The following is a 19,302-nucleotide window of genomic DNA, read 5'->3' as shown; positions in this document are numbered from 1 at the left end:
ACGCTCCCCCCGCGCCCGCGTCCAGGGAAACCCTCTCCCGCCGCCGTCGATGCCGCAGCGGTCCGCACGCACGCACCGCCCGCCGGCGGTGTGGCCTGGGTCTCGCCGGGGCCGGGCGTCGTGACCCGTGCACATACCCGCCGGTAGCATCCGGTGCATGGCAGAGACACAGCATGCCGAGGAACCTGCGGACGGCACGGAGGACACGACCGCCCCCGCCGACGCCTCGGACCGGAACAGGAGCAGAGGCCGTCAGGAGCGCCGGGTGGCCCGGCTCGCGCACCGCATCAGCGCCTTCGCCGACGCTCACGGCGGCGGCGCGGAAGGCCAGATCTCGTACCTGGGACAGCGCGGGGCGCGCATCGTCCTCGTCGGCGAGAACGGCGAGTGGGGCGACCTGGTGGCCCCGTCGGTGGAGCTGGCGGAACAGGCGGTCGCGCGCGCGGGCATCACCGTGCACGAGAAGTTCGACGGCACGATGGCGGCCCGGGTGCGCACGGGCCGCTACGAGTGGTCCCGGATGGCCGGCATCCAGCTCGGCGGCCCGTCCAACGACTGAATCCCGCGGCCCGACCGCCGCAGGAGCATCCCCATGCGACAGGTCCCCGGAAGCGGACGCTTCCGGGGACCTGTCGTGCTCCGGGCGGCGCGGCGCCGGACCCGTCGGTCCCAGCTGCGACCCGACCCGTCGGGCCGGGCCCGACGGGTCCGGCGGCTCAGCGCAGGAACGGGTCCACGGCGACGGCGACGAAGAGCAGCGACACGTACGTGATCGACCAGTGAAAGAGCCGCATCTCCTTGAGCCGGGCCCCGGTCAGACCGGCCTTGGCGCGGCTCTGCAGGGCGTGGGCCTCCCACAGCCACCAGCCGCCGGCCAGCACCGCGACCAGCGGGTAGAACCAGCCGACGTAGCCCAGCGGCCACAGCAGCAGCGACACGCCGACCATCACCCAGCTGTAGAGGACGATCTGCTTCGCCACCACGGTGTTGGTGGCGATCACGGGCAGCATCGGCACGCCGACGCGCGCGTAGTCGTCCTTGACCTTCATCGACAGCGGCCAGTAGTGCGGCGGCGTCCAGAAGAAGATCACGCCGAACAGCACCACGGCCGCCCAGCTGACGTCGTTCGTCACGGCCGACCAGCCGATCAGCACGGGCATGCAGCCGGCGATGCCGCCCCAGACGATGTTCTGGGAGGTGCGGCGCTTGAGCAGCATCGTGTAGACGACGACGTAGAAGAGCAGGGCCCCCAGCGAGAGCGCCGCGGAGAGCCAGTTGACCAGCAGCCCGAACCAGAGGGTGGAGCCGACGGCGAGGGTGAGGCCGAAGACCAGGCCCTCGCGGGGCGAGACCATGCCGGTCACCAGCGGGCGCCGCTCGGTCCGGTGCATCAGGGCGTCGATGTCCCGGTCCAGGTACATGTTGAGCGCGTTGGCGCCCCCCGCGGAGAGGAAGCCGCCCGCGCAGGTGGCGAGCACCAGCGTCAGGTCCGGCACGCCCTGGGCGGCGAGGAACATCACCGGAATGGTGGTGATGAGGAGGAGTTCGATGATGCGCGGCTTGGTGAGGGCGACGAACGCCATGACACGGGCGCCGAACGGGCGGTGGACGGTGCCCTCGAGCACCCCCGCTGGACGGGATTCGACGGCCGTCACGAACACCCCTGATCACGTCAACGAACAAGCGAGCCCGGGCGTCACGGCGACGCACGCGCCCGGCCGGGAAGGGTCCGGGGAGGGCTCGCACCTACCACGCCACTCTAGACGGCGGCCATACCTCGACCGCCCCGGGGGTCCCACGTGTCAGCCGCTGGTCCGCGCCCGGCCGCACGCCGCGGCCGCCACGACGGACGGTGCGCAGATGAGACGGCTGCCGAGCACATGAGGTGTGGGATGACCACAGTGCGAGCACCCGGGGTTCGGCGGACCGCACAGCGGTAGTCTCGACAGCGCCCGGTGCACACCGTCCGTCACCGGCCTTTCGACAGGTGAGAGGAGCCCTGACGCAGGGTGAGCGAGAAGCCGACCATGACAGACCTCGAATGGACCGATCTGGACTCCCGGGCGGTGGACACCGTGCGTGTCCTGGCCATGGACTCCGTGCAGAACGTCGGCCATGGCCACCCGGGCACCGCGATGAGCCTCGCGCCGGCCGCGTACCTGCTCTTCCAGAAACTGATGCGCCACGACCCGGCCGACGCGGAGTGGACCGGCCGCGACCGCTTCGTGCTGTCGCTGGGCCACTCCAGCCTGACCCTCTACATCCAGCTGTACATGGCGGGCTACGGCCTGGAGATGGACGACCTGAAGTCGTTCCGCACCTGGGGCAGTCTCACGCCCGGCCACCCGGAGTACGGGCACACCCGCGGCGTGGAGACGACCACCGGGCCGCTGGGCCAGGGTGTCGCGAACGCCGTCGGCATGGCGATGGCCTCCCGCTACGAGCGCGGCCTGTTCGACCCGGACACTCCGGTCGGCGAGTCGCCGTTCGACCACACCATCTGGTGCTTCGCCAGCGACGGCGACATGCAGGAGGGCATCGCCTCCGAGGCGTCCTCGCTCGCCGGCCACCAGAAGCTGGGCAACCTGGTGCTGATGTGGGACGACAACCACATCTCGATCGAGGGCGACACCTCGGGCGCCATCTCCGAGGACACCGCGGCCCGTTACGAGGCGTACGGCTGGCACGTGCAGCGCGTGGAGCCGCTGCCCAGCGGTGACCTGGACCCGAAGGCCCTGTACGCGGCGATGAAGGCCGCGCAGGCCGAGACCGAGCGGCCGTCGTTCATCGCAGTCCGCTCGATCATCGCCTGGCCCGCGCCGCACGCGCAGAACACCGGCGCCGCACACGGCTCCGCGCTGGGCGAGGAGGAAGTCGCCGCGACCAAGCGCGTCCTCGGCTTCGACCCGGAGCAGCACTTCCACATCGACGACGAAGTCCTCGGTCACGTTCGCGGCGCGGGCGACCGGGGGCGCGCATGGCGAGCGGAATGGGACAAGCGGTTCGAGGCCTGGCGCGGCGCCGAACCGGAGCGGGCGGCCGAGTTCGACCGCATCCGCGCGGGCGAACTGCCGGAGGGCTGGGAGCAGAAGCTTCCCACCTTCGAGCCGGGCAAGGACATGGCCACCCGCAAGGCGTCCGGCGCGGTGCTGAAGGCCCTGGGCCCGGTCATCCCCGAGCTGTGGGGCGGCTCCGCCGACCTCGCCGGCTCCAACAACACCACCTTCGCGGAGACCTCGTTCCTGCCGAAGGGCAGCGCGCTGCCCGGCGCCGACCCGTACGGCCGGACGGTGCACTTCGGCATCCGCGAGCACGCCATGGCCGCGGCGATGAACGGCATCGCGCTGCACGGCAACACCCGCATCTACGGCGGCACCTTCCTGGTGTTCTCCGACTACATGCGGAACTCGGTGCGGCTGGCCGCTCTGATGGGCGTGCCGGTCACCTTCGTGTGGACGCACGACTCCATCGGCCTGGGCGAGGACGGTCCCACCCACCAGCCGGTGGAGCACCTGGCGTCGTTGCGCGCCATTCCGGGGCTGAACGTGGTGCGACCGGCGGACGCGAACGAGACCGCGACCGTGTGGGCGGAGATCCTGCGCCGCCACGCCACCAAACCCGCCCCGCACGGCCTGGCACTGACCCGGCAGAACGTGCCGACCTTCGACGCCGACCCGGAGGCGGCCCGCGGCGGGTACGTCTTCGCCGAGGCGGAGGGCGGCGCCCCGCAGGTGGTGCTGATCGGCACCGGTTCCGAGGTGCAGATCGCCGTGGAGGCGCGTGCGGAGCTCCAGAAGCAGGGCGTCCCGACCCGGGTCGTCTCGATGCCGTGCGTGGAGTGGTTCCAGGAGCAGGACCAGGCCTACCGCGAGTCGGTGCTGCCGCCCGGCGTCCGGGCCCGTGTCGCCGTGGAGGCGGGCGTCGCCCTGACCTGGTACCCGTTCGTCGGGGACGCCGGCCGGGTGGTCTCGCTGGAGCACTTCGGCGCGTCGGCCGACTACCAGACCCTGTACCGGGAGTACGGCCTCACCGCGGACGCCGTGGTGAGCGCCGCCCGCGAGTCAATCGAAGCCGCATCCCGCTGACGCCCACCGATATCCGACAAGAACCAGGAGGAGATGCATCCCGATGACGGAGGCACTCAAGCGCCTGTCCGACGAAGGCGTCGCGATCTGGCTGGACGACCTGTCCCGCAAGCGCATCACGTCCGGCGCACTCGCGGAACTGCTCCGCGAGCAGCACGTGGTGGGCGTGACGACCAACCCGACGATCTTCCAGAAGGCCATCTCGGCCGGTGACGGCTACGAGGAGCAGGTCGCCGACCTGGCCGCCCGCGGCGTCACCGTGGAGGAGGCCGTACGGATGATCACCACGGCGGACGTCCGGGACGCGTGCGACATCCTGCTGCCGCTGAACGAGGCGACCGGCGGCCGCGACGGCCGGGTCTCCATCGAGGTGGACCCGCGTATGGCCCACCGCACGGACGCGACGGTGGCCGAGGCCAAGCAGCTCGCCTGGCTGGTGGACCGGCCGAACGCGTTCATCAAGATCCCGGCGACCCGCGCGGGCCTGCCCGCCATCACCGAGACGATCGCGCGCGGCATCAGCGTCAACGTCACGCTGATCTTCTCACTGGAGCGCTACCGCGAGGTGATGGACGCTTACCAGGCCGGTCTGGAGAAGGCCGACGCCAAGGGTCTGGACATCTCGCAGATCCAGTCGGTGGCGTCGTTCTTCGTCTCCCGCGTGGACACCGAGATCGACAAGCGCCTGGAGGCGTTGGGCACCGACGAGGCCAAGGCCCTCAAGGGCAAGGCCGCGATCGCCAACGCCCGCCTGGCCTACCAGGAGTACGAGCAGGTGATCGCCGCCGACCGCTGGAAGGCCCTCGCGGGCAAGGGCGGCAACCCGCAGCGGCCGCTGTGGGCTTCGACCGGTGTGAAGGACCCGGCCTACCCGGACACCCTCTACGTCACCGAGCTGGTCGCACCGAACACGGTCAACACCATGCCGGAGGCCACCCTGGAGGCCACCGACGACCACGGCGAGATCACCGGCGACACCGTCCGCGGCACCTACCAGCAGGCGCGCGCCGATTTGGACGCCGTGGAGAAGCTGGGCATCTCCTACGACGAGGTGGTCCAGCTGCTGGAGGACGAGGGCGTCGAGAAGTTCGAGAAGTCCTGGACCGACCTGCTGGATTCCACCGACGCAGAGCTGAAGCGTCTCGCTCCGAAGGGGGCGTAAGGCCAAGTGAGCAGCGCGGTCAACCCGCTGCGTGACGCACAGGACCGGCGGCTCCCGCGGATCGCGGGGCCGTCGGGCCTGGTCATTTTCGGCGTCACCGGGGACCTGTCCCGTAAGAAGCTGATGCCCGCGGTCTACGACCTGGCGAACCGGGGGCTGCTGCCGCCCGGCTTCTCGCTGGTCGGCTTCGCCCGCCGGGACTGGGAGCACGAGGACTTCGCCCAGGTCGTGCACGACGCGGTCAAGGAGCACTCGCGCACGCCCTTCCGCGAGGAGGTCTGGCAGCAGCTCGCCGAGGGCATGCGGTTCGTGCCGGGCGTCTTCGACGACGACGAGGCGTTCGCGACGCTGAAGTCGACCATCGAGGAGCTCGACAAGTCGCGCGGCACCGGCGGCAACTTCGCGTTCTACCTGTCCGTGCCGCCGAAGTTCTTCCCCACCGTGGTCGCCCAGCTGGAGAAGCACGGCTTGAACCGCGGCGAGGGCGAGAGCTGGCGGCGCGCGGTCATCGAGAAGCCCTTCGGGCACGACCTGGCCTCCGCGCAGGAGCTCAACCGGACCGTGCACGGCGTGTTCCGGGCCAGCGAGGTCTTCCGCATCGACCACTACCTGGGCAAGGAGACCGTCCAGAACATTCTGGCGCTGCGCTTCGCCAACACCATGTTCGAGCCGCTGTGGAACCGGTCGTACGTGGACCACGTGCAGATCACCATGGCCGAGGACATCGGCATCGGCGGTCGCGCGGGCTACTACGACGGGATCGGCGCGGCCCGCGACGTCATCCAGAACCACCTGCTCCAGCTGCTGGCGCTCACCGCCATGGAGGAGCCGTCGTCCTTCGACGCGAAGGCCCTTGTGGCGGAGAAGCTGAAGGTGCTCAACGCCGTCCAGCTGCCGAAGGACCTCGCCCGGCACACCGTGCGCGGCCAGTACGCGGCGGGCTGGCAGGGCGGGAGGAAGGTGCCCGGCTACCTCGACGAGGAGGGCATCGACCCGCAGTCAGTCACCGACACCTACGCGGCGATCAAGCTGGGCATCGACAACCGGCGCTGGGCGGGCGTCCCGTTCTACCTGCGCACCGGCAAGCGGCTGGGGCGGCGCGTCACGGAGATCGCGGTCGTCTTCCAACGCGCCCCGCATTCGCCGTTCGGCGCCACCGACACCCAGGAGCTGGGACAGAACGCCCTGGTCATCCGGGTGCAGCCGGACGAGGGCGTGACCATCCGGTTCGGTTCGAAGGTGCCGGGCACGCAGATGGAGATCCGCGACGTGACCATGGACTTCGCCTACGGCGAGTCCTTCACCGAGTCGAGTCCCGAGGCGTACGAGCGGCTGATCCTGGACGTGCTGCTGGGTGACGCCAACCTCTTCCCGCGCCACCAGGAGGTCGAGCGGTCCTGGGAGATCCTGGACCCGGTCGAACGGCACTGGGCTCGCAGCGGCCGGCCGGAGCAGTACCCGGCCGGCACCTGGGGCCCCGGGGCGGCGGACGAGATGCTCGCACGAGACGGACGGAGCTGGCGGCGGCCATGAACATCGACCTCACGGACACCACGTCCAGCCAGATCAACGCGGCGCTGGTGAAGGCGCGGCGGGCCAGCGGGTCGCCCGCGATCGGCATGGTGCTCACGCTCGTGATCGTCACCGACGAGGGCAACCACTACGACGCGCTGAAGGCCGCCGGCGAGGCGTCGAAGGAACACCCCTCCCGCATCCTGGTGGTCGTCCGCCGCCCCGGCCGGTCGCCCCGCGACCGGGCCATGGCGCGGCTGGACGCCGAGGTGCGGATGGGCCCGGACGGCGGCGCCGGGGAGACCATCCTGCTGCGGCTGCACGGCGAACTGGCCTCGCACTCCTACAGCGTGGTGCTGCCCCTGCTGCTGCCGGACGCCCCGGTGGTCGTCTGGTGGCCCGAGGACGCCCCGGACAACCCGTCCAAGGATCTGCTGGGCACGCTGGCCCAGCGGCGGATCACCGACGCCTCGGCCACCGAGGACCCGGTGGCGACGCTGGGTCTGCGGTCCGAGACCTACGCGCCGGGCGACACCGACCTGGCGTGGACCCGGACGACGCCCTGGCGGAGTGTGCTGGCGGCGGCGCTGGACCAGAAGCACACCAAGATCGAGTCGGCGCAGGTCGAGGGCGAGGAGTACAACCCCTCGACCGAGCTGCTGGCCCTGTGGCTGGCCGAACGGCTGCGGGTGCCGGTGGAGCGGGTGTTCTCCGAGGGACCGGGCATAACGGCCGTGCGGATGGCGACGGCCGACGGGGAGATCTGCCTGGACCGGCAGCACGGGTCGCTGGCCGAGCTTGCGGTCCCCGGGCAGCCGGACCGGCACGTGGCGCTGCACCGGCGCAACACCGCCGAGCTGATCGCCGAGGAGCTGCGGCGGCTGGACCCGGACGAGGCGTACGAGCGTGCGGTGCGGTTCGGTGTGGACCGCATCCACGGCGTGCGGCCGGGCGCCGCGGACGGCGACGGTTCCGGTTCCGGTTCCGGTTCCGGTCCCGGCGGAGCGTCCGGCGCGGGCACCGGTACGGCGGAGGCGGGAGCCGGTGCGGAGGGGAAGCCCGCGAAGCGCGCCGCCCGTGGTGGCAGGAACGGTTCGAAGGCGGCCTCCTCGTGACCCACACTCCTCAGGTCGCCGTCCACCACGACCCCCGGGAGATGGCGCGCACGGCTGCCGCCCGGCTGATCACCCGCATCGTCGACACCCAGGCCGCCCGCGGCACCGCGTCCGTGGTGCTCACCGGGGGCCGCAACGGCAACGGGCTGCTCGCCGCGCTGGCCGGGTCGGCGGCGCGGGACGCCGTCGACTGGTCGCGCCTGGACCTGTGGTGGGGCGACGAACGGTTCCTCCCCGAGGGTGATCCGGACCGCAACGTCACCCAGGCCAGCGAAGCGCTCCTCGCGCACGTGCCGCTCGCCCCGGAACGGGTGCACGCCATGCCGGCCTCCGACGGCGCGTACGGGGACGACGCGGACGCGGCGGCCGCGGCGTACGCGGAGGAACTCGCCCGCGCGGCGGCGCCTGAACACCACCTCGGCGTGCCCGCGTTCGACGTGCTCCTGCTGGGCGTCGGCCCAGACACCCATGTGGCGTCCCTGTTCCCCGAGCACCCGGGGGTCCGGGAGACCAGGCGCGCGGTCGTCGGCGTGCACGGTGCGCCCAAGCCGCCGCCGACCCGCCTGTCGCTGACCCTGCCGGCGATCCGGGCGGCGCGTGAGGTGTGGCTGCTCGCCGCCGGCGAGGACAAGGCCGACGCGGTGGCGCTCGCCCTGTCCGGCGCGGGGGAGCTCCAGGCCCCCGCGGCAGGCGCGTACGGCACCGCCCGCACCCTGTGGATGCTCGACACGGCGGCCGCTTCCCGCCTCCCCCGTGACCTGGCCTCTCCTCCGACCACCTGAGCCAGGGGTGTGACCGCGCGAGGCCGTCCTGTTCGCCCCGCGCGGTCGCCCGCAGGCGCGTTGCCCGCTCAGGCGGAGCGGACCGGCAATGCGTCGCGGTAGGCGGTCCAGCGGCTCTCCAGGGCGGCGAGCGCCGGACCGGCCATCTGCGTGGCCGAGTTGACCGCCTGGAGCAGACTGTTGCCCGCCGCCAGTTCCTGCGGACGCAGGAGCTTCGGGATCGCGGACTGGTACCCGACGTCGTAGAAGACCGTGGCGGAGCCCACCACGAGAGCGACGGCGAGCAGCATCCACAGCGTCAGCCCGAAGGCCGCGTAGCTGAGGCCGAGCATGCCGAGGGCGGCGCCGCGGACCACCGTGCAGACCAGGACGAGGCGACGGGGGTCCAGCCGGTCGGCGAACACCCCGGCGGTCAGGGAGAGCGCGACCACGGGCACGAACTGGGCGGCGGAGACCAGCCCGGTCTGCGAACCGCTGCTGCCGAGTTCGACGACCGCGAGCAGGGGGAGGAGGAACTGCGCGGTCCGGTAGCCGAGCCGCGCCATCGCCTCGCCCGCCCACAGCCGGCGGAAGACCCCCGCCGCAGCAGCGCCCGCTGTTCCGATGACATCGTGAAACCGTTCCCCTCCGTAGCCCGCCTGGTCCCCCCGCGTCCCGTCCCCGGTGGTCAGGTCAGGAACGGCCGCCATTCCCTCACCTGTGCGACCTCGACTCCGGTGGTGCCGAAGTAGGGGTCGGCGGCGAGCAGTCCGTCGAGTGCGGCGCGGTCGTCCACGTCGAAGACGAGCACCGCACCGGAGTCGTCGGCGAGCGGCCCGGCCATCCGCACCAGGCCCTTCGCGTGCAGCTCGTCCAGTTTCTCCCGGTGCGCCGGGCGTGCCTCCAGCCGCTCCGGGCTGCCGTCGAAGGCGAGTTCCACGATCCACATGACGAGCACCTCACAGGTGAGATCCGACTGGTCCGGGCAGCGGGCGGGACGGGGCGTCCCGGCCTCCTCGCTACCGTCTGACGGTCACATCGACGGACGTCCGCACCTCGGCCTCCAGCGCGTCGAGTTCCGCGGTGGTGGCGGCGTCGATGAGGAACGTGACCACGCGGTCACCCGACTCCGTCAGCGGGCCGATGTTATCGCCGCGTCTCCGCAGCACCAGGACCGCACGCAGCGCGGGCGGGTCCTGCGGCGCACCGGGCCGCAGCGGGGGCCACGCCTCGCCGTCGGCCGCCCATACGGGCGCCGCGCACTGCGGGTGACGCACCTTCACGTCCTCCAGCACGCCCTCCGGCGTCTCCAGGTAGACCTGCCGCGCCATCCTGCGCGGGGCCGGGACGTGGACGGGCTCGCCCAGCGCCGTCCGGAGGATCTCCCGCTCATCTTGACGGCCGGGAGAGGCAGTCGCAGCGGTGCCGCCGGATGCGGGTGCTGTGCCGGGGGCACGGCGGCGACCCGCGCCGGACCCGACGCGGGTGACACGCAGTCATGTGGCCGCAGGGTGGGTAGAACGCCAGGAGGAGACCGTGCACACCTTCCCGGGGACGGGAACAGCCGGTCGTCGGGGCCGCGTTCAACGGCTCCACGAGGAAGGGAGTTCAGACCCATGGCTACGCCCCTGAGCGCGTCCCGGTTCGTCAGAATCCTTCGCGAGGAGGGCCTGGAGGTCCACGAATACCGCAGCTGGCGGACCCACAACCGCAATCACAAGGGTGCATGGGGGCCGATCAACGGAGTGATGATCCATCACACCGTCACCAGCGGCACGGACAGTTCGGTGCGCCTGTGCTACGACGGCTACGCGTCGCTGCCGGGCCCGCTGTGCCACGGCGTCATCGCCAAGGACGGCTCGGTGTGGCTGGTCGGCAACGGCCGCGCGAACCACGCCGGGCTGGGTGACGACGACGTCCTGCGCGCGGTCATCGACGAGTCGGCGTCGCTCCCCCCGGACAACGAGGCCAACACCGACGGCAACGCCCGCTTCTACGGGTTCGAATGCATCAACATGGGCGACGGGAAGGACCCGTGGCCGGAGGCGCAGCTGGAGGCGATTGAGAAGGCGGCGGCCGCTGTGTGCCGCACCTACGGCTGGACCGAGCGGTCGGTCATCGGGCACCTGGAGTGGCAGCCGGGCAAGGTCGACCCGCGCGGATTCTCGATGAACGGCATGCGCGACCGGATCGCCGCCCGGCTCGGCCGTCCGCCGCAGGGTCCGGAGTTCGAGCCCTTCCCGGGGGCCGACTTCTTCCACGACGGGCAGCGCAGCACGATCATCACCCGGATGGGTGAGCGCCTGGTGGAGGAGGACTGCGGCCGCTACGAGGTCGGCCCGGGACCGCGATGGACGGACGTGGACCGCGCTTCGTACGCGGCGTGGCAGCGCAAGCTCGGCTACTCCGGGGACGACGCGGACGGCATTCCGGGGACGGTCAGCTGGACGAAGCTCCGGGTCCCCGCAGGGTGACGGCGCGGCCGGCGGCCCGCGCGGCGGAGCGCCGGCCGGTGCCCGCACGTCGACGGCACCCGGCGGTGCCGGGTGCCGTCGACGGGGTGCGCGCGCCGTCAGGGGGTTCCGGTGCCCGCGTCGCCGGGCCAGTAGGCGGGCACGGCGTCGGGGGCCTGGAAGCCGGTGTCGACCGGACCGTCGAGCAGGTCGGCGGCCTCCGGGTAGGAGCCGTTCAGCGGGACCAGGGGCGTGTCCGCGTCCGGAACGACGACGGCCTCGGGGAGCACGTCCAGGGCGCCGTCCGGCACCTCGCGCGGCAGCGGCGGCACCTCGCCGGCAGCGACGTCGTGGCCCGGCTGGGTGGCGGTGTAGAGGTCGCGGAAGGCGACCGCGCCGCCGTTCTCGCGGATCATGCGCTGCGAGTTCTCGCGGGCGAAGAGCACCGCGGTCTGCCGCACCGAGCCGCCCGTGGCCGCGGCCCGGCTCATCAGGCCGGCCACCAGCGGACGGATCTGCGCGGACAGGCGGCTGCACGCGCCGACGGGGCTCACGACCTCGCCGAGGATGACCCACCACGCGCCGGCGGCGGCGCCGGTGTTGGCGATGAAGTCCGGGATCACGGTGACGCCCCGCTCCAGCAGGCGCTGCTCCGCCTCCGGCGTGGTCGGCACGTTCGCCGCCTCCACGATCAGGCTGCCGCGGACACTGTCGCAGTTGTCGGCGGTGATCGTGTACGACACGGCCGCCGGCACCAGCACGTCCACGTCCTGGCTCAGCCACTCGTCACCGGGGACCTCCTCGTCGTCCTCCCGCAGCGCGGACCGGTCGATGAGGCCGGACGAGGTCCGCGCGGCCAGCAGAAGCTCGATGTCGAGGCCGCGTGCGGCGTTACGGATCATGCCCCGGGCGTCGGTGATGCCGACGATCTTCACGCCGGCCCGGGCCAGGTAGAGGGCGGTGGACCCGCCCATGGCGCCGAAGCCCTGCACCACGGCCCGCGCTCCGCCGGCCGGGATGTGCCGCTCCTCAAGGGCGGCGAGGGCGGCCTCGGCCACGCCGTAGCCGCCGACCAGCTCGGACAGCTTCAGCCCTTCGGTGCGGGTGTCCGACGCCTGCCGGATGCGGGCGCGGACCTCGGCCTCGTCCTCGGCCCGGACCACGGCGGCGTGGAAGGACGTGTCGCCCATGCCGATCCGCGCGAAGGTCTGGTCGAGCTGCTCCTGCTGGGTGCCGAGGTCTCCCGCGGTGACCCAGAAGCGCTCCAGGAGCGGGCGCACGCCCTGGAGGAACCGTTCCCGGACCTCCTCCGCGCGCGGGTCGGCCGGGTCGAAGTCGATACCGCCCTTCGCGCCGCCGACGTGAATACCGAAGGCGCCCATCTTGAGCGTCATCTCGCGAGCGAGTTCGCCGACCTCGTGGAGGGTGCAGCCGGGGCGCATGCGCAGCCCCCCGGTCGCGATCCCGGTGACCAGCTGGTCGATGACCACGAAGCCGCGGGCGGCTGTCTCCGTGTCGCGCCATGTGACCTGCAGATAGGGTTCATGCTCGAGGACCTGCAAAGGCGTCTCGACGGCGGTCTGCGTCATTTCGGCACTCACCCTTTCCAGTCACTTATCGACACGTGCGGAATTGCACAGCCCGTTTCCGCCGATGCGCCCGCAGGCTGTTTCGGCGGTGGTATGGGCAGCTCGAATAGCACCCGCTGGGCACGCAGAAGCAAGCCCGCATGACGGCGCCATGAAAAATGTTCGGCGGAAATACGCATTGAACGCTTCTGATTGCGTTGTGCGTAGCGCCCACTGTGAGGTCACGGTTCCGGGCGTGTCAAGACATCTCTGGGGTCAGTTCCGCCAGTCGAGTTGGACCCCTGGAAGGCCGTCGCCGATCACGGAATCGAACGTTCTGTGGGTGCCACCTCGCAGGGGTCGGCGCCCGCCGGAAAATGCCAGTTCAGAGGGCCTTTTCGGCTCCCTCGCGAACCTCCCGGAACACCCCCTGCCGACCCCGGCACGGCGACCTGACACCCGGTGCCGCACAGGGCCCCGAAGACTGCCGCGCGGTGCCCTTCGCAGAATCTCCATACGGCCTCCCGCTGCATTTCCCGGCACGCCCGCCGACGGCCCATTCCACCGAAGCACGAGGGGCGTACGGAGGGGATGGACATCCGCCCCCTTTGCGCCTCCCGGCGACCGCGAAACGCCCCCGTCGGCAAGGGCCCGCCGCCGTGCCGCCGGGCGGGACGGCGGCGGTCGCCACGTACCGTCCGGTGTTCCGCGCGGAACCGGCAGGGCCCCGAGCCGCGGCTCGGGGCCCGCCAGGGGTTCACGACCGGTGCTCCGCGATGACGGTCTCCGGATTGTCCCGCCACGTGTACTGAGCGCGATCGGAGAGGGTGATGCCGAAGCGGCCGAGGTCCGGCTGCCCGGCCGTGCGCCAGCTCGTGTAGGCGGCGACGACCTCCGACCACAGGTCTCCGGGGCCGTACGCGACCACCGCGGTGGGTTCGTACCAGCCGCCGTACGACACGAGCGTCACCGAGGTGCCCGTCTGGTCCCAGAACTGCACCTGGCGTTCCTCGCCCTCACCGCGGTGTGCATGACCGACGTCGGGCACCCACAGGCCGAGCGCGAAGTTCTGCGCCCAGGGACCGCCCATGACCTTCCCGGGATCGAGGGGAGACGCCGCCCTGCGGCCCGTCTCGGGCGGGTGCAGCTCACGGCTGGGGCGTTCGCTGCGCACCCACATGTAGCGGGCCGTCCCCGCGAACCGGCCGGTCGCCCTGCCGTGGGCCACCGTGAGCCTGAGCAACCCACCGTTCGCGAAGCACGTCCCGAACGGGGTGAGGATGACCGCGCCGTCGGTGCACTGGTCCAGCCAGGCCCGGGGGACGTGCCGCACGGCCGCGGTGGCGATCACGCGGTCGAACGGTCCGGATGCGGGGCGCCCCGCCAGACCATCCCCGCAGACGACCTCGGGGTGATAGCCGGCCTTGGCGAGGTTGCCTGCGCGCGCGGGCGGACAGCTCCGGGTCGATCTCCAGCGTCGTGACGTTGCCGTCGCCGACCCGCTCGCACAGCAGTGCGGTGGCGTATCCGCTGCCGGTGCCCAGTTCCAGCACCCGGTGTCCCGGCTCCAGGCCGAGCCGGGGCAGTTTGGTGCACACGATGTCGGATGCCGAAACCGAACTGGTGAAGTCGCCACGAGCGGCGTGCACGGGCAGCGCTCCGTCGTCCATCTGCGTGACGACGCTGCGATGCGGGTCCCAGACGGCCCGGTACCAGCCGCGCGGGTCCCGCTCGCGATCGAGCACCGGGTACAGCCCGTCCCGGTCGGCCGACTGCGACCAGACTCTGCCCGGCACGAATTCCGCGCGGTCGACGGCCAGGAACGCGTCCCGCACCCATTCCGCGCCGAAGCCGCCCTTGGCCGCCACCGCGCGGGCGCACACGTCTCGGTGGTCCATGGCAACGGCTACGCGTGGCCGGGGTTGTCGCCGTCCGGGCTCGGGGGCTCCGGCGGCGGAGTCCACGGCTTGTCCGACGGCTCTCCCCTGTGCTTCCCCATCTCGTCTCCCTCCCGCGCACGACCGATGCTTTCGGTCCTTCCGGTCGCATGCTGCCGTGCGTGCCCGCATCCGGCCAGGAACGACGGGGACAGACGGACCTCGGCTCGCGAACGGGCTACTCCCCTTCCACCATCGCCGCCTTCGAGCAGGGACGCCGCATCCCCTCCTCCCTTCATCGACAAGGCCGACGATGTACTCGACGCCGGCGGTCTGCTGAGCGCCGGCAAGGAGGAGGTCGCCCGGGCGCAGTACCCGGCCTTCTTCCGCGACGCCGCCCGGCTGGAGCGGGAGGCACTCGAACTGCATGTCTACGCGACCCAAGCGGTGCAGGGGCTGCTGCAGACCGAGGACTACGCGCGCGCCGTCTTCGCCATGTGGCGGCCTCTGCTGGACGAGGACACGATCGAACAGCGCGTCGCCGCACGCCTGGCCCGGCAGGGGATCTTCTCGCGGAGACCGCTTCCCACCATCAGCTTCGTCATCGAAGAAGCCGTGGTGAACCGGCCGCTGGGCGGGCTCCGGGTGATGCGCGGTCAGTTGGAGCGTCTGGAGCTGTGTGGTCGCCTCCGCAACGTCGAGATTCAGATCATGCCGACGGCGCGCGAAGAGCACGCCGGGATGGATGGCGCCTTCACCTTGATGGGGACGCGGGACGGGCGGAGGATCGCGTACGTTGAGGCGTACAAGGAGAGTCGCCTCTACACGGAGCGGAGGACGATCCGGGAGATCGAGGAGCAGTACGGACTGCTCCGGGCTCAGGCACTCACTCCACGCGAATCTCTGACCGTCGTCGAGAAGCTGCTAGGAGAAGGATGAACGGCGAATCGCCAGTGCAGGCCGTGCCCCAATCGGCTTGGTTCAAGAGCAGTTACAGCAGCGGCGCCGGCGGTGAGTGCATCGAGGTCGCCGGTCGGCCCGGCAGGGTCTACGTCCGGGACTCCAAGGACGCGACCGGACCCATGCTGTCTCTCGCGCACGCCGGCTGGGCGGCGTTCGTAGAGTTCGCCGCGGGCGACTGAACGACCGGCCCGCCGCCGGATCGCTCCCGGCGGCGGGCCCGCGTCGGCGGGTCAGCGGCCGCGGAGCGTGCGGTAGCGGGCGACGAGGGCCGTGGTGGAGGGGTCGAGGCCCTCCACTTCCGAGCCTTCGGTCAGGGCGGGTTCGATGCGCTTGGCGAGGACCTTGCCGAGTTCGACGCCCCACTGGTCGAAGCTGTCGATGTCCCAGATCGCGCCCTGGACGAACACCTTGTGCTCGTAGAGGGCGATGAGCTGGCCGAGCACCGACGGGGTCAGCTCGGACGCGAGGATCGTCGTCGTGGGGCGGTTGCCGGGGAAGACGCGGTGCGGGACCTGAGCGTCCGGGACGCCCTCGGCACGGACCTCCTCCTCGGTCCTGCCGAAGGCGAGGGCCTGTCCCTGGGCGAAGAGGTTGGCCATCAGCAGGTCGTGCTGGCCGGCGAGTTCGCCGAGTCCGGCGACCGGGCGGGCGAAGCCCACCAGGTCGGCCGGGACCAGCTTGGTGCCCTGGTGCAGCAACTGGTAGTAGGCGTGCTGCCCGTTGGTGCCGGGCGTGCCCCAGACGACAGGGCCCGTCTGCCAGTTCACCGGTCGACCCTCGCGGTCGGTGGACTTGCCGTTGGACTCCATGTCGAGCTGTTGGAGGTAGGCGGTGAAGCGGGACAGATAGTGCGAGTACGGAAGCACGGCGTGCGCCTGTGCGTCGAAGAAGCCGCCGTACCAGACGCCGAGCAAACCGAGGAGAAGCGGCGCGTTCCGCTCGGGCGGCGCGGTGCGGAAGTGCTCGTCGACGATCCGGAAACCGTCCAGCATCTCGCGGAACCGGTCCGGACCGATGGCGATCATCAGCGAGAGGCCGATCGCGGAGTCGTAGCTGTAGCGGCCGCCGACCCAGTCCCAGAACTCGAACATGTGCGAGGTGTCGATGCCGAACTCGGCGACCTTCGCGGCGTTCGTCGACAAAGCGACGAAGTGCTTCGCGACGGCCGACGCGTCGCCGCCCAGGCTCTCCAGCAACCACCGCTTGGCGGCGTGCGCGTTGGTGAGGGTCTCGATGGTGGTGAACGTCTTGGACGCGACCACGAACAGCGTGGTGGCCGGGTCCAGGCCCTGCAGCGCCTCGTGCAGGTCGGCGCCGTCGACGTTGGAGACGAAGCGGATGTCCAGGTCGCGGCGGGTGTAGGGGCGCAGCGCCTCGTACGCCATGGCCGGCCCGAGGTCGGAGCCGCCGATGCCGATGTTGACCACGGCCCGGATCGGCAGGCCGGTGTGCCCGGCCCACTTGCCGCCCCGTACGGCCTCCGCGAACGCGCTCATGCGGTCGAGGACCGTGTGCACCTCGGGGACGACGTTCTCGCCGCCGACCTCGACAACCGCGTCCCGCGGGGCGCGCAGCGCGGTGTGCAGCACGGCCCGGTCCTCGGTGATGTTGATCCGTTCGCCGCGGAACATGGCGTCCCGCAGGCCGCCGACGTCCGCGGCGGAAGCCAGGTCGCGCAGCAGACGCAGCGTCTCGTCGGTGACCAGCTGTTTGGAGTAGTCCAGGTGGAGGTCGCCGACCTGGACGCCGTACCGCTCCGCCCGGCCGGGGTCCTGCGCGAAGAGGTCGCGCAGGTGTACCCCTCCGAGTGTGTCGCGGTGTGCGGCCAGCTCCCGCCACTCGGGCATGCGGTCGAGCGGTGTGCGCCGCGCCGCACCCTCTCCGTATGTCTGCACAGTCAGCCCATTCGTCTCGTTGGTTCCCCGCCGCAACAAACCTAAGGGATCGACGGCCCACCCACGCCACCGGACGGGGCGGTGCGGCGGGGTCGTTCACGAGAGATCCGCCAAGGGCCACCCGCCGTTGCGGCGCGGTGGGAGACGACGGCGGGCGGAAGGACGGGCACGGAAGGCGCGGCACTCGGAAGGCCGGACGTGGGCCCCGAAGGACCCGCGGCGGGGTGCGCCGTCAGATCTCGCCGCGCAACTTGGCCAGCGCCTCGGCGAGGATCGCCTCGCCGTCCGCGTCGCTGCGCCGCTCGCGGACGTAGGCGAGGTGGGTCTTGTACGGCTCGGTGCGCGGCGGGTCGGGCGGGTTGTCCCGGTCCTTGCCGGCGGGGAAGCCGCAGCGAGGGCAGTCCCAGGTGTCGGGGACGGTTGCGTCCCCGGCGAAGCTCGGCTGTGTCTCGTGCCCGTTCGAGCACCAGAAGGAGATGCGCAGGCGCGGAGCCGACTCACCGCGCTCGGCTTCTCCCATCGGCCCCGCCCCGACCCGGCTGCCCCGGATCGCGTTGCCACTTGCCACGGTCGTACTCCCTGCCTCACGGTGCCGCGGAGCGTGGAGATGCCGCTCCGCCGCACACGCCCTGGTTTACGTAGGACCAACGCGCGCCCCGCGACCCGAGTTACTTGCTCCGGCCGCGGACCGCGGAGCCACATGATAGGCAGGGCGGGCGGAACGTCGACAGCGTGCGGACGGTCAGCCCTCGAACTTCATCAGCAGACCGAGCACCACGATGATCGCGAACCACGCGATGGCGACGACGACCGTGATGCGGTCGAGATTGCGCTCGGCGACCGAGGACCCGCCGACGGACGACTGCATGCCGCCGCCGAACATGTCGGAGAGGCCGCCGCCCTTCCCCTTGTGCATCAGCACCAGCAGCAACAGCAGCAGGCTGAAGACGACGAGGGCGATAGAGAACCCCATGATCACGGCTGGACCAACTCTCTCGGACGGTGAGCGGAAGACTTCTGGATGGTGCGGGGGCCGGAGGACTGACTCCGGCCCCCGACAGGGTACGTCGTGTGGTCACCCGTCGTCACTCGTGCCCGCCGTGACGGGCGACGACGGCGCTGTCACCACCCTGTCACTGGTCGCGGAAGCGGACGATCTTCACGAATTCGTCCGTGTCCAGCGAGGCGCCCCCGACCAGGGCGCCGTCCACGTCGGGCTGCGCCATGATCGCGGCGACGTTGCCGGACTTCACCGAGCCGCCGTACTGGATGCGGACCTTTCCGGCGACCTCGTCGTCGTACAGCTCGGCCAGCCGGCCGCGGATCGCGCGGCAGACCTCCTGGGCGTCCTCCGGGGTGGCGACCTCACCGGTGCCGATGGCCCACACCGGCTCGTACGCGATCACGAGCGTCGCCGCCTGCTCGGCCGGCACACCGTCGAGGGCGCCGTCGAGCTGGGCGAGGGTGTGCGCGACGTGATCGCCGGCCTTGCGGACCTCCAGGCCCTCGCCGACGCACAGGATCGGGGTGAGCCCGTGTGCGAAGGCGGCCTTGACCTTGGCGTTGCAGACGGCCTCGTCCTCGGCGTGGTACTGGCGTCGCTCCGAGTGACCGATGGTGACATAGGTGCACTTGAGCTTGGCCAGCATCGCGCCGGAGACCTCGCCCGTGTAGGCGCCGGATTCGTGCGCGGACACGTCCTGGGCGCCGTACCTGATCTTGAGCTTGTCGCCGTCGACGAGGGTCTGCACCGAGCGCAGGTCGGTGAACGGCGGCAGGACTGCGACCTCGACGGCCTCGTGGTCCTTGTCCGCGAGGGCGAAGGCGAGCTTCTGGACGTGCGCGATGGCCTCGAGGTGGTTGAGGTTCATCTTCCAGTTGCCCGCCATCAGCGGCGTGCGGTTACTCATG

18 protein-coding genes and 1 pseudogene are annotated in these 19,302 nt (G+C 71.5%); 9 read left to right on the top strand and 10 right to left on the bottom strand.

The annotated features are described in order from the left end of the window. The first annotated feature begins 157 nt into the window (after positions 1–157). Positions 158–559 carry a hypothetical protein gene (locus E4198_RS22175; protein ID WP_247597794.1) on the top strand — a complete coding sequence of 134 codons (402 nt, stop codon included), beginning with the start codon at positions 158–160 and terminating at the stop codon, positions 557–559. 157 nt (positions 560–716) lie between these two features. On the opposite strand, the gene E4198_RS22170 is transcribed toward E4198_RS22175, so the two are convergent. Further along, the gene (locus E4198_RS22170; protein WP_136184703.1) at positions 717–1,655 is read right to left on the bottom strand and encodes a heme o synthase; all 939 of its coding nucleotides are present in this window, start codon (positions 1,653–1,655) and stop codon (positions 717–719) included. Between the two features lie 354 nt (positions 1,656–2,009). Between E4198_RS22170 and tkt the strand changes: the two genes are divergently transcribed. The 5 genes from tkt to pgl are packed head-to-tail and all read left to right on the top strand — an operon-like array spanning position 2,010 to position 8,656. After that, positions 2,010–4,085, top strand: coding sequence for a transketolase (gene tkt, locus E4198_RS22165; RefSeq protein ID WP_136184702.1), 2,076 nt, complete (start codon positions 2,010–2,012; stop codon positions 4,083–4,085). 43 nt (positions 4,086–4,128) lie between these two features. Then, entirely contained in the window at positions 4,129–5,247 is a 1,119-nt protein-coding gene (gene tal, locus E4198_RS22160; RefSeq protein WP_136184701.1) for a transaldolase, read from the top strand. Between the two features lie 6 nt (positions 5,248–5,253). After that, positions 5,254–6,780: a glucose-6-phosphate dehydrogenase gene (gene zwf, locus E4198_RS22155; RefSeq protein ID WP_136184700.1), complete on the top strand. Its 1,527-nt coding sequence runs from the start codon at positions 5,254–5,256 to the stop codon at positions 6,778–6,780. Then, entirely contained in the window at positions 6,777–7,874 is a 1,098-nt protein-coding gene (gene opcA, locus E4198_RS22150; protein WP_136184699.1) for a glucose-6-phosphate dehydrogenase assembly protein OpcA, read from the top strand. Before zwf ends, opcA begins: the two co-directional genes overlap by 4 nt. Beyond that, positions 7,871–8,656 (top strand): 6-phosphogluconolactonase, encoded by a 786-nt coding sequence (gene pgl, locus E4198_RS22145; protein WP_136184698.1) that lies wholly within the window; start codon positions 7,871–7,873, stop codon positions 8,654–8,656. The genes opcA and pgl overlap by 4 nt, the downstream gene beginning before the upstream one ends. 68 nt (positions 8,657–8,724) lie before the next feature. Here pgl and E4198_RS22140 read toward each other — a convergent pair whose 3' ends face one another. The 3 genes from E4198_RS22140 to E4198_RS22130 all read right to left on the bottom strand — a co-directional run bounded on the left by E4198_RS22140 (position 8,725) and on the right by E4198_RS22130 (position 9,966). Next, positions 8,725–9,345, bottom strand: a complete 621-nt coding sequence (locus E4198_RS22140; RefSeq protein ID WP_136184697.1) for an MFS transporter — start codon at positions 9,343–9,345, stop codon at positions 8,725–8,727. Further along, complete coding sequence (locus tag E4198_RS22135) at positions 9,324–9,584, bottom strand: YciI family protein (protein WP_037789046.1); 261 nt, start codon at positions 9,582–9,584, stop codon at positions 9,324–9,326. Before E4198_RS22135 ends, E4198_RS22140 begins: the two co-directional genes overlap by 22 nt. 70 nt (positions 9,585–9,654) lie before the next feature. Next, a complete protein-coding gene (locus E4198_RS22130) occupies positions 9,655–9,966 on the bottom strand; it encodes a hypothetical protein (protein WP_136184696.1) in 312 nt (103 codons plus the stop codon). 285 nt (positions 9,967–10,251) lie between these two features. Between E4198_RS22130 and E4198_RS22125 the strand changes: the two genes are divergently transcribed. Beyond that, positions 10,252–11,109: a peptidoglycan-binding protein gene (locus E4198_RS22125; RefSeq protein WP_136184695.1), complete on the top strand. Its 858-nt coding sequence runs from the start codon at positions 10,252–10,254 to the stop codon at positions 11,107–11,109. Between the two features lie 98 nt (positions 11,110–11,207). Here E4198_RS22125 and E4198_RS22120 read toward each other — a convergent pair whose 3' ends face one another. Further along, positions 11,208–12,677 carry a Glu/Leu/Phe/Val dehydrogenase dimerization domain-containing protein gene (locus E4198_RS22120; RefSeq protein WP_136184694.1) on the bottom strand — a complete coding sequence of 490 codons (1,470 nt, stop codon included), beginning with the start codon at positions 12,675–12,677 and terminating at the stop codon, positions 11,208–11,210. A 736-nt stretch (positions 12,678–13,413) separates the two neighbouring features. Then, entirely contained in the window at positions 13,414–14,292 is an 879-nt protein-coding gene (locus E4198_RS22115) for a hypothetical protein (RefSeq protein ID WP_136184693.1), read from the bottom strand. A 438-nt stretch (positions 14,293–14,730) separates the two neighbouring features. Between E4198_RS22115 and E4198_RS22105 the strand changes: the two are divergent. Beyond that, a pseudogene (locus tag E4198_RS22105) lies at positions 14,731–15,472 on the top strand (helix-turn-helix transcriptional regulator); the annotation flags it as partial. Further along, positions 15,469–15,675 (top strand): DUF397 domain-containing protein, encoded by a 207-nt coding sequence (locus E4198_RS22100; RefSeq protein ID WP_136184692.1) that lies wholly within the window; start codon positions 15,469–15,471, stop codon positions 15,673–15,675. The pseudogene E4198_RS22105 and the gene E4198_RS22100, both read left to right, overlap by 4 nt. Before the next feature lie 51 nt (positions 15,676–15,726). On the opposite strand, the gene pgi is transcribed toward E4198_RS22100, so the two are convergent. The 4 genes from pgi to tpiA all read right to left on the bottom strand — a co-directional run bounded on the left by pgi (position 15,727) and on the right by tpiA (position 19,301). Then, entirely contained in the window at positions 15,727–17,343 is a 1,617-nt protein-coding gene (gene pgi / locus E4198_RS22095) for a glucose-6-phosphate isomerase (protein ID WP_136185552.1), read from the bottom strand. A 280-nt stretch (positions 17,344–17,623) separates the two neighbouring features. Continuing rightward, positions 17,624–17,959, bottom strand: coding sequence for an RNA polymerase-binding protein RbpA (locus tag E4198_RS22090; protein ID WP_078528342.1), 336 nt, complete (start codon positions 17,957–17,959; stop codon positions 17,624–17,626). Positions 17,960–18,133: 174 nt separating this feature from the next. Continuing rightward, positions 18,134–18,364 (bottom strand): preprotein translocase subunit SecG, encoded by a 231-nt coding sequence (secG, locus tag E4198_RS22085; protein WP_037789051.1) that lies wholly within the window; start codon positions 18,362–18,364, stop codon positions 18,134–18,136. Positions 18,365–18,524: 160 nt separating this feature from the next. Then, positions 18,525–19,301 (bottom strand): triose-phosphate isomerase, encoded by a 777-nt coding sequence (tpiA, locus tag E4198_RS22080; protein WP_136184690.1) that lies wholly within the window; start codon positions 19,299–19,301, stop codon positions 18,525–18,527. Position 19,302: the final 1 nt, after the last annotated feature.

The organism is Streptomyces sp. RKND-216 (genome assembly GCF_004795255.1).
GTDB classification, from domain to species: domain Bacteria; phylum Actinomycetota; class Actinomycetes; order Streptomycetales; family Streptomycetaceae; genus Streptomyces; species Streptomyces hazeniae.
This window is presented reverse-complemented; position numbering and strand designations above follow the sequence as displayed.